The organism is Carboxydocella sp. ULO1, assembly GCF_002049255.1.
Taxonomy (GTDB): Bacteria; Bacillota.
Map to the genome: position 1 here is coordinate 63,080 of NZ_BDLQ01000125.1, position 9,361 is coordinate 72,440.

A 9,361-nucleotide genomic window follows, 5' to 3' on the forward strand; every position below is an offset into this window, starting at 1 on the left:
TATGAGCACAAACAGCTTTTTTCTTCGCCGGATTCATTCTCTCTCAGGTTTAATACCTATCGGATTATTTCTGCTGGAACATCTTTTTACCAATTCATTTGCACTTAAAGGGGCCAAAGCTTTTAACGAAAAAATTGAATTCTTTCAAACCTTGCCTTATCTCACTTTTATTGAAATATTGTTTATCGGCTTACCCATTGCCTTTCACGCATTTTATGGTTTGTATATAGTTTATGTTGCCAAGAATAATATCTTATCTTATAGCTATTTCCGTAACTGGATGTTTTACTTGCAACGTGTAACGGCTATCGTAACTTTAGTTTTTTTGGTTTGGCATGTATATGTCTTGCGTTTGGCAAAAGCTCTTTACGATACCGAGGTCAGTTTTGAGGCTATAAGCGCTTCTCTCAGTAATCCAGGAATTTTTGCTTTTTATATTGTCGGTTTAGTTGCAGCTGTTTTTCATTTTGCCAACGGGTTATGGACATTCCTCATCACCTGGGGTATTACAATTGGTCCAAGGGCGCAGCAAGTGACCACTTATGTTACGGGGCTGCTTTTCCTGGTACTCAACATAATTGGTATCAACGTATTGGTAGCCTTTACGAGATAGGATTGGAGGTAAACAGATATGAGTAAAGGAAAAATCGTGGTTGTTGGCGGTGGATTAGCCGGTTTGATGGCCGCTATTAAAATAGCTGAGGCAGGTATGCATGTTGATTTGTTCTCTCTAGTTCCCGCCAAGCGCTCCCATTCTGCCTGTGCCCAGGGAGGAATTAACGCTGCTGTTAATACCAAGGGTGAAGGGGATTCTACCTGGGAACATTTTGATGATACTATTTACGGTGGCGACTTTTTAGCCAACCAAACTCCGGTGAAAGGGATGTGTGATGCTGCACCCGGTATAATATACCTGATGGACCGGATGGGAGTGCCTTTCAACCGTACCCCGGAAGGGCACCTTGATGTTCGCCGGCTCGGGGGGGCAAAGTACTCCAGAACAGTTTTTGCTGGTGCAACCACCGGTCAACAGCTCCTTTATGCCCTGGATGAACAGACGCGGCGTTATGAAGACGCTGGTTTAATCAAACGGTATGAAGGCTGGGAAATGTTATCGGCAATTATTGATGATGAGGGAATCTGCCGTGGTCTTGTAGTACAGGAAATGAAATCTATGGAAATCCATGCAGTCAAGGCAGACGCGGTGATTCTTGCCACCGGTGGCCCGGGAATGATTTTCGGCCGTACCACCAATTCTACCATTAATACCGGTTCGGCGGCGAGCGCTGTTTACCAGCAGGGAGCAATTTATGCCAACGGGGAATTTATTCAGATTCACCCGACGGGTATCCCTGGAGAAGATAAGCGCCGCCTGATGTCTGAATCTATTAGGGGCGAAGGCGGCCGGATCTGGGTTTACAAAGATGGCAAGCCCTGGTATTTTCTTGAAGAATGGTATCCCGCCTATAAGAATTTGGTGCCAAGAGATATTGCCGCAAGGGCTATCCATAAAGTTTGTTACGAGTTAAAGCTTGGCATTAACGGGGAGAATATGGTTTACCTGGATATTTCCCACCTTCCAGCCAAAGAAATTGACCGCAAACTTGGTGGTGTCGTGGAAATTTATGAAAAGTTTATGGGAGAAGATCCTAGAAAGGTACCGATGAAGATTTTCCCCTCTGTTCATTATTCGATGGGCGGACTTTGGGTGGACTATAACCAGATGACCAATATTCCAGGCCTCTTTGCTTGCGGGGAATGTGAATATCAATATCATGGCGCCAACCGGTTAGGGGCTAACTCTTTGATTTCTGCCATATACGGTGGAATGATTGCAGGGCCGAAAGCTGTTGAATATGTAAAAAATATTGGCAAATCTGCCGAAACTGTCAGCAGCAAGGTTATAGAACGCGAGTTAAAACGTCAAATTGATTTCCAGGAAAGAATTTATAAGATGAACGGAACAGAAAACCCCTTCGCCTTGCACCGGGAAATGGGTGAAATAATGAATGAAAATGTTACCATTGTCCGATATAATGATAAACTAAAGAAGACTGATGAAAAACTGGTAGAGCTTCAGGAACGCTGGCAGAAAATTAATATTAACGATACCAGTCGCTGGGCTAACCAGGCCGTCCAATTTACCAGACAGCTGTGGAACATGCTACAACTGGCCCGGGTAATTACTATTGGTGCTCTTAACCGGAATGAAAGTCGGGGTGCCCATTATAAACCGGAGTTTCCGGACCGGGATGACGCTAATTGGCTGAAAACAACTATGGCCAGGTATACTCCGGAAGGCCCTGTCTTTAGTTATGAGGAAGTTGACCTTAAATACATTAAACCAAGACCACGACGTTATGATGTGGAAAAGGAGGCTACTATGAATGTCGAAGACAATTCATCTAAAAATTAAACGACAAGATAGCCCCCAGGATCGTCCACGCTGGGAAGAATTTAAAGTGCCTTACCGGACGGGAGCCAACGTGGTTTCCGTATTAATGGAAATTCAAAGAAATCCGGTTAATGCCCAGGGACAGAAAACAACGGCTGTAGTTTGGGAATGTAATTGTCTGGAAGAAGTCTGCGGAGCATGTACCATGATTATCAATGGCAAACCCCGTCAGGCCTGTTCGGCCTTGATTGACCAGCTAACACAGCCTATTGTGCTTGAACCATTAACCAAGTTCCCCGTTATCAGGGATTTGATGGTAGATCGCAGCATTATGTTTGAAAACCTGAAAAAGGTCAAGGCCTGGATTGATATTGACGGGACATATGATTTGGGACCTGGACCCAAGGTGTCCCAGGAAGTACAGGAGAAGATATATCCATTGTCCCGTTGCATGACTTGTGGGTGTTGCATGGAAGCGTGTCCCAATGTCAACCCCAAATCGAAGTTTATCGGTCCTGCACCCATTGCTCAGGTTCGCCTTTTTAATGCTCATCCCACCGGAGCAATGAGTAAAGGCCAACGCCTTGAATCCCTGATGGGTGAAGGCGGTATAGCTGAATGCGGTAATGCCCAGAACTGTGTCCGGGTTTGCCCAAAAGAAATACCTTTGACAGCTTCTATTGCCGATGTAAACCGTCAGGTTACACTTCACAGTATTTTGCGCTGGTTAGATAAGTAAAATGGAGAGAAGGAGCAATGCAAAGTGAAATGCGCCGATTGTTCAAAAAATGATTGTAATTTCCAGGGGAAGGTTTGTACCAAGGAAAGAATCCCGGTTCCGGAGTATGAGGACGAATTAGTAAGAAAGATGTGGACTGCTGCAGCAAAAATTGAAGCCGAACATTACATGAAGAAGACCCGTTTGGAAGAAGTTATTTTGTTTTGCCAGGAAGTAGGTATCAAGCATATAGGATTGGCCTTTTGTGTCGGCCTTTCCAATGAGGCCAAGATAATTTCCCGAATTTTGGAGAATTATTTTAAAGTAGATTCAGTTATATGTAAAGTATGCGGTATGGATAAAAAAGAATTTGGCATGCCTAATGTTGTTGAAGGACGCTATGAAGCTACCTGTAATCCGATAGCTCAAGCTAAAATATTAGGTGAGGCCGGAACGGAGTTGAATTTAATAATCGGACTTTGTATTGGCCACGATGCTATTTTTACAAAATATTCAACCGCCCCTGTCTCCACTTTGGTGGTAAAAGATCGAGTTACTTGCCATAATCCCCTGGCGCCTGTTTATTCTAAATATTATCAAAGAAAATTGTTGCCGCCCGAAAAATAAGGAGGAAAAATTTATAATGAAATCTTTTGAACAACTTAAAAGGGATGTAATTGACCGGGGACTTTGCACCACCTGCGGCACTTGTGTAGGTTTGTGCCCCTGGCGGGTATTGGGAATTACAGAAGAAGATGGGGAGTTATTGCCTGAGTTAAAAGGTGAGTGTAAGGCTTGTGGAATATGCACTCAGGCCTGCCCGGGGGCCGATATTCCCATCCCGGTACTGGAACAGAAATTTTTTGGCCGGGTAAGGCCGGAAAGAAAAGATGATTTAGGCGTTTATGCGGGTTGTTACTATGGTTATGCCTCTGACCCGACAATTAGGGAAAAAGGTACCGGGGGAGGCCTGGTTAGCGCCCTGCTGGCATTTTCGCTGGAAAGAGGAGTAATCGACTGTGCCCTTGTAGCGGGCTTTCAACAGGATAACCCATTGCGGACAGAAGCAAGGTTGGTAACTACAAAAGAAGAAGTATTGGCTGCTGCGGGTTCTAAATATGCGGTGGTACCTATTAACAGTTTGCTGAATGAGGCAGTAGCCCGTGGTTATACTAGAATTGCGATTGTAGGCTGTCCCTGTCATATCCATGGAATTCGCAAGATGCAGTTTTCCGGTAAACCGGACAGTATAGCAAAAGCTGTTAAACTTGTGATTGGCCTTTTTTGCGCTTCTCAATTTTATTTTGAAGGGACCAGGCATTTGCTGGTTGAACAGGGTGGTATTAAGGATTTAAAATATGTTAAATGTCTTAATTACCGGGGCAGTAACTGGCCCGGCCATTTAACGGTTCGTTTGGCTGATGGTAAGGAAATAGTTATTGATCGGCATCATTACATGTACCACATATTAATGCCTGCATACAAGCGGGATCGGTGTGAAATGTGCACGGACTGGGCTGCAGAACTTGCGGACGTTGCTGTTGGTGACTACTGGGATCCGACTATGAAACCGGGAACCGAGGCTGGTAAGTCGACCATTTTGGTACGTTCCTCTGCTGGAGAGGAATTAGTCGGTTTAGCACGAACACAGGGGGCTATCAGTCTTGAGTTATTAGAGCCCAAAAAAGTAACTGCAGGTATTGGTTTTGAACTTAAAAAACATGCTGCTGCTTTTCGGCTCAAACAACGGCGCCGTTTCGGCTGGCCAGTTCCCAATTACCACCGGGAAACAGACTATACTCCTTTTTTACGTGAAACCCATCTAGCCCCTTCAACCAGGAGCGAATAAAAGCTTCTGAAACTGAACCCTGGAGAACGGAAAATGAAATAAAATTCCCCCTATGGTAGATTTGAATTACTATCATAGGGGGAAAACTTTTAGCCATGTATCAGGGCCGGTAAACAGCGGACACAGACCCACTGGCTGTCCTGCTTATGCCGGTAAGGGATAAGGACGCGCTCCATTTCACTGGCACCGCAGCGGGCACACTTGACGATTGCCAGCTGGTCCAGAATTTGTTTGCGGTGTTCTTCCACAGCATGGTGGTCAAATTCCACTGTTTCCCTTTCTTCGATGGTCAGAGCTCCGGTGGGACAAACAGCCAGGCAATAGCCAGCGCCATCACAGAGTTCCTCCCGCAAGACTTTGGCTTTGCCATTTACGATAGTTATGGCACCTTCGGCACAGGGGCTGACGCATTTACCACAGCCAGTGCACAGGTCTTCATTGATTTTTACTATTTTTCTTTTAACCATTTTTTACTCCTCCTCAATTTCCTGTTGTGCTTATTTTAGCAAAGACCAGTTATCATCATACAGTAAAACAGTCACAGAAAACTGTTAGTTTCATCACATTTTCGTAAAAATATAAAAGCCTATAAATCCTGCTGGGATTTATAGGCTTCAAATCTGTTCTGGCGGGAATGCGTGGGAATCGAACCCACCTTTCGAGGGGCTACCCCGAAACACGCGGCTTTGAAGGCCGGGGAGGCCACCAGACCTCATTCATTCCCTTACCGTATTAGATTATATTAAATAAAATGCTTATTGTCAAATTTATTGATTGAAAAATACGGGCTTTTCCTGTATAACTGTAAGTAGATGTTTGTAGGGAGTGATAAAAGATGAAGTCCCTGAAACAACAATTATTACTATTAGTTCTGGGACCTATCCTCCTGCTGTCGCTCTTATTAACTGTTGTGATCAGCATTCATATGAAGGAAAGGGCCATTCTGGCCACGGAAACTAAAGCTAAAAGCGACCTGGCCACAGGGGAAGCTATTATCGATTTAATGTACCCGGGTTCCTGGCAGGTGAAAAATGGCGAGTTATATAAAGGCGAGCATAAAATCAATAACGACCTGGAACTGGTAGATTATATTGCCAGTCTAACGGGGGATACTGTGACCATTTTCCTGGGTGATACCAGAGTGGCCACTACTGTACGGGGGCCGGATGGCCAGCGGGCTTTAAAAACGAAAGTTTCGGATGCGGTGGCCCGCACAGTGTTGAAGAATGGACAGGTGTACCTGGGTGAAGCCAATGTGGTTGGCGAGTACTATCAGACCGCTTATAAACCCCTGCGGGATAGTCAGGGTAACATCATTGGCATGTTTTATGTAGGTATTTCCAAGCGACTGTCAGATCAGCTGTTAAAAGAATCAATTTTTACTGTGATTTCCATCAGCGCTGGTATAACCTTGCTGGTAGCACTGGCGGGCTGGTTTTTTACCCAGCGGGTTATTATCGGCCCCTTGCAGCAAATTACAGCGGGAACTATGGAAGTAGCTTCCGGGCATCAGGCAGTCAAGGTGGAAGTGGATAGCTCCAATGAGATCGGGCAACTGGCTCAGGCTTTTAACCAGATGGTAGAGGAATTGCAGAAGTTGACCCAGCAGATCAGTCAGCAGCAGGGGCAGCCTCAGCTGGCTTCAAAGGGGGCAGCCGAAGTTGATACCCCTGCCAGTCTTGCCAGCGTTGAAGAAAGTTTACCCAAGGGTCTGAACGAATCTACCTTAAAGCAGATACTGGCCTATTTGACCCAGCAAACAGAGGCCCTGTCGGCGGAAGAAATAGCTGAAGGGGTGAATCTGACCAGGGTAACAGTTAAACGCTATCTGGATTACCTGGAAAAAAACGGTAGAATTCAGGTGGAAGTAAAATACGGAGCTATTGGTAGACCGGTAAAGTTATATCAGATTTTCGAAAAAGGATAAGCCTGTGGTTTTTCTGGCCACAGGATCTATTTTTGTAAATTACATTAGTTTCATAATTTACTTTACTTACAAAAAATTGACCTATCGCGGAAGCTGATGGATAATAGAAAAGCAAAAATTCAAAAAATTAAGATGAGAAAGGGGATGAAGGCATGGCCGTAACAAGACGGGATTTTCTCAAAATCTCTGGTCTTAGTGGTGCTCTGGCGGCAGCGGGTGTACTTGGCATTGATACTGCACCTGCCAGGGCCCAGGCCAAACAGTTCCGAATCAAGGATGCCAAACGAGTACCTACCCTGTGCCCGTTTTGCAGTGCTGGCTGTGGGATGATCGCTCACGTGGACACTGCTAATGGGGAGTTATTGTTGATTGACGGGGACCCGGACCATCCGGTTAACCGGGGCGGTGCCTGTAGTAAGGGAGCATCCATTTTCCAGATCCGTAATCTAGCAGTAGGTAAGCCCAATCCCCGGCGCTTGACTAAACCCCTCTACCGGGCTCCGGGCAGCGATAAGTTTGAAGAAAAAGATTGGGATTGGATGTTGACAGAAATTACAAAGCGGATTAAAGAAACCCGGGATAAGACCTTTGAAGTTGAAAAAGATGGCATCAAAGTCATGCGGACTGAAGCTATCGCCTCTTTAGGTGGTGCAGCTTTAGATAATGAAGAATGCTATCTGGTTCAAAAATTGATGCGGGGGCTGGGCGTAGTCTATCTCGAACACCAGGCCCGTATTTGACACAGCTCTACGGTCGCCGGTCTGGCGCCTTCATTTGGTCGTGGAGCAATGACCAACCACTGGATTGATTTAAAAAATACCGATTGTGCATTGATTATTGGTTCCAATGCCTTTGAAAATCATCCTATCTCCAGCAAGTGGCTGATGGAAGCCAAGGAGAAGCGCGGAGCCAAAATCATTTCCGTTGACCCGCGTTTTACCCGTACCTCTTCCAAAGCCGATATTTATGCACCGATGCGTTCTGGTACTGACATTGCCTTTATCGGGGGTATGATCAATTATATCCTGCAAAATAACCTGTACTTCAAAGACTATGTAGTCAATTACACCAACGCTTCTTTCATTGTAGCCGACACCTATGATTTCAATGATGGTATGTTCAGCGGCTATGATGGAAAAAACAGAAAATATGACAAAAAACTCTGGGGCTATAAACTTGATGCGGAAGGCAAGCCTTTGCGTGACCCCTCTTTACAGGATCCGCGCTGTGTCTTCCAGTTGCTGAAAAAGCATTATTCCCGTTATGATATTGATACCGTATGCCAGGTAACCGGTACACCGAAAGAGCTCTATGAAGAGATTTGTAAAACCTATGCGGCTACCGGTGTACCTGATAAAGCAGGCACGATTCTATATGCAATGGGTGGTACCCAGCATACTGTTGGTTCACAAAATGTGCGGGCCTATGCTATTCTGCAGCTCTTACTGGGTAATATAGGTATTCCTGGTGGCGGTGTAAATGCTCTGCGGGGTGAGTCCAACGTGCAGGGCTCTACTGATTTCGGTTTATTAAACAACATAATCACAGGCTATATACCTACGCCAACTGCGGATCCTGAACATGCTACCCTTTCAGCATTTATTGAAAAAGAAACTCCTAAAGGTGGATTTTTGACGAATCTGCCTAAGTTTTTTGTAAGTTACCTAAAAGCAATGTGGGGTGATGCTGCCCGCCCGGATAATGAGTTTGCCTATCAGTATTTGCCCAAGCGTGATCCTAAGACCAACTATACACATATTGGACTTTTTGAGGCCATGTATAAAGGAAAACTTAAAGGGCTTATCTGCTGGGGCCAGAACCCGGTTGTAGGTGGCCCAAATTCCAATAAAGAGAGAAAGGCTCTGGAGAAACTGGATTGGCTGGTCGCAGCCGACCTCTGGCTGACTGAAACTATGACCTTCTGGACAAAAGAAGCAGGGGCTAACCCGGCCGAGATCAAGACTGAGGTCTTTGTTTTACCGGCAGCTGCTTCCTTTGAAAAGGAGGGCAGCATTGCATCTTCCGGCCGCTGGTCTCAGTGGCGCTGGCAGGCGGTCGAACCTCTGGGTGAGTCGCGAGCTGATCTGGATATTATACATCAATTGGCGCGTCGGCTGAAGGAAACATACAAGGATAGTACCAACCCTGCTGATGAACCGATTAAGTATCTCTACTGGAACTTTGGTGATGGTGATGAGTGCGATGTAGATAAGGTTGCTCGCGAAATAAATGGTCAGGAAACTGCTACAGGCAAGCAGGTCAAAAACTTCCTCTCCTTAATGGATGATGGCTCCACCCTCTGTGGTAACTGGATTTATTCAGGAATTTACCCCGAAGAAGGAAAAAACCTGGCTCAGCTCCGGGAACAGGATGATCCCAGTGGTCTGGGTATTTATCCCAGATGGTCTTATGCCTGGCCGCTGAACCGCCGTATCCTGTACAACCGGGCTTCAGCAGACACCACCGGGAAGC

At 45.6% G+C, this 9,361-nt stretch carries 8 protein-coding genes and 1 tRNA gene; 7 read left to right on the forward strand and 2 right to left on the reverse strand.

Annotation, left to right across the window (positions count from 1 at the left end):
- The first annotated feature begins 1 nt into the window (after window position 1).
- The 5 genes from ULO1_RS12880 to ULO1_RS12900 are packed head-to-tail and all read left to right on the forward strand — an operon-like array spanning window position 2 to window position 4,962.
- Window positions 2–613 carry a succinate dehydrogenase cytochrome b558 subunit gene (locus tag ULO1_RS12880; RefSeq protein ID WP_079933721.1) on the forward strand — a complete coding sequence of 204 codons (612 nt, stop codon included), beginning with the start codon at window positions 2–4 and terminating at the stop codon, window positions 611–613.
- Window positions 614–631: 18 nt separating this feature from the next.
- Window positions 632–2,416: a succinate dehydrogenase flavoprotein subunit gene (gene sdhA / locus ULO1_RS12885; protein WP_079906205.1), complete on the forward strand. Its 1,785-nt coding sequence runs from the start codon at window positions 632–634 to the stop codon at window positions 2,414–2,416.
- Window positions 2,388–3,134 (forward strand): succinate dehydrogenase iron-sulfur subunit, encoded by a 747-nt coding sequence (sdhB, locus tag ULO1_RS12890; RefSeq protein WP_078664892.1) that lies wholly within the window; start codon window positions 2,388–2,390, stop codon window positions 3,132–3,134. The genes sdhA and sdhB overlap by 29 nt, the downstream gene beginning before the upstream one ends.
- 24 nt (window positions 3,135–3,158) lie before the next feature.
- Complete coding sequence (locus ULO1_RS12895) at window positions 3,159–3,740, forward strand: DUF1847 domain-containing protein (RefSeq protein ID WP_079933722.1); 582 nt, start codon at window positions 3,159–3,161, stop codon at window positions 3,738–3,740.
- A gap of 16 nt (window positions 3,741–3,756) precedes the next feature.
- On the forward strand, window positions 3,757–4,962 hold the full coding sequence (locus ULO1_RS12900) for a Coenzyme F420 hydrogenase/dehydrogenase, beta subunit C-terminal domain (protein ID WP_079933723.1): 1,206 nt from the start codon (window positions 3,757–3,759) through the stop codon (window positions 4,960–4,962).
- Between the two features lie 89 nt (window positions 4,963–5,051).
- On the opposite strand, the gene ULO1_RS12905 is transcribed toward ULO1_RS12900, so the two are convergent.
- Together ULO1_RS12905 and ULO1_RS14845 are read right to left on the reverse strand one after the other, a co-directional pair.
- On the reverse strand, window positions 5,052–5,429 hold the full coding sequence (locus ULO1_RS12905) for an ATP-binding protein (protein ID WP_078664889.1): 378 nt from the start codon (window positions 5,427–5,429) through the stop codon (window positions 5,052–5,054).
- Window positions 5,430–5,588: 159 nt separating this feature from the next.
- A tRNA-Sec gene (locus ULO1_RS14845) sits at window positions 5,589–5,686 on the reverse strand.
- A 111-nt stretch (window positions 5,687–5,797) separates the two neighbouring features.
- Between ULO1_RS14845 and ULO1_RS12910 the strand changes: the two genes are divergently transcribed.
- Together ULO1_RS12910 and fdnG are read left to right on the forward strand one after the other, a co-directional pair.
- Entirely contained in the window at window positions 5,798–6,889 is a 1,092-nt protein-coding gene (locus ULO1_RS12910) for a cache domain-containing protein (protein ID WP_078664888.1), read from the forward strand.
- Window positions 6,890–7,041: 152 nt separating this feature from the next.
- The coding region (fdnG, locus tag ULO1_RS12920) for a formate dehydrogenase-N subunit alpha (RefSeq protein ID WP_242947964.1) at window positions 7,042–9,361 on the forward strand (2,320 nt) is incomplete at its 3' end.

Bases quoted from the DNA above. Each gene is read 5' to 3' on its own strand.
- sdhA (WP_079906205.1), top strand. From the start codon at position 632: ATGAGTAAAGGAAAAATCGTGGTTGTTGGCGGTGGATTAGCCGGTTTG.
- ULO1_RS12880 (WP_079933721.1), top strand. From the start codon at position 2: ATGAGCACAAACAGCTTTTTTCTTCGCCGGATTCATTCTCTCTCAGGT.
- ULO1_RS12900 (WP_079933723.1), top strand. From the start codon at position 3,757: ATGAAATCTTTTGAACAACTTAAAAGGGATGTAATTGACCGGGGACTT.
- ULO1_RS12910 (WP_078664888.1), top strand. From the start codon at position 5,798: ATGAAGTCCCTGAAACAACAATTATTACTATTAGTTCTGGGACCTATC.
- sdhB (WP_078664892.1), top strand. From the start codon at position 2,388: ATGTCGAAGACAATTCATCTAAAAATTAAACGACAAGATAGCCCCCAG.
- ULO1_RS12905 (WP_078664889.1), bottom strand. From the start codon at position 5,429: ATGGTTAAAAGAAAAATAGTAAAAATCAATGAAGACCTGTGCACTGGC.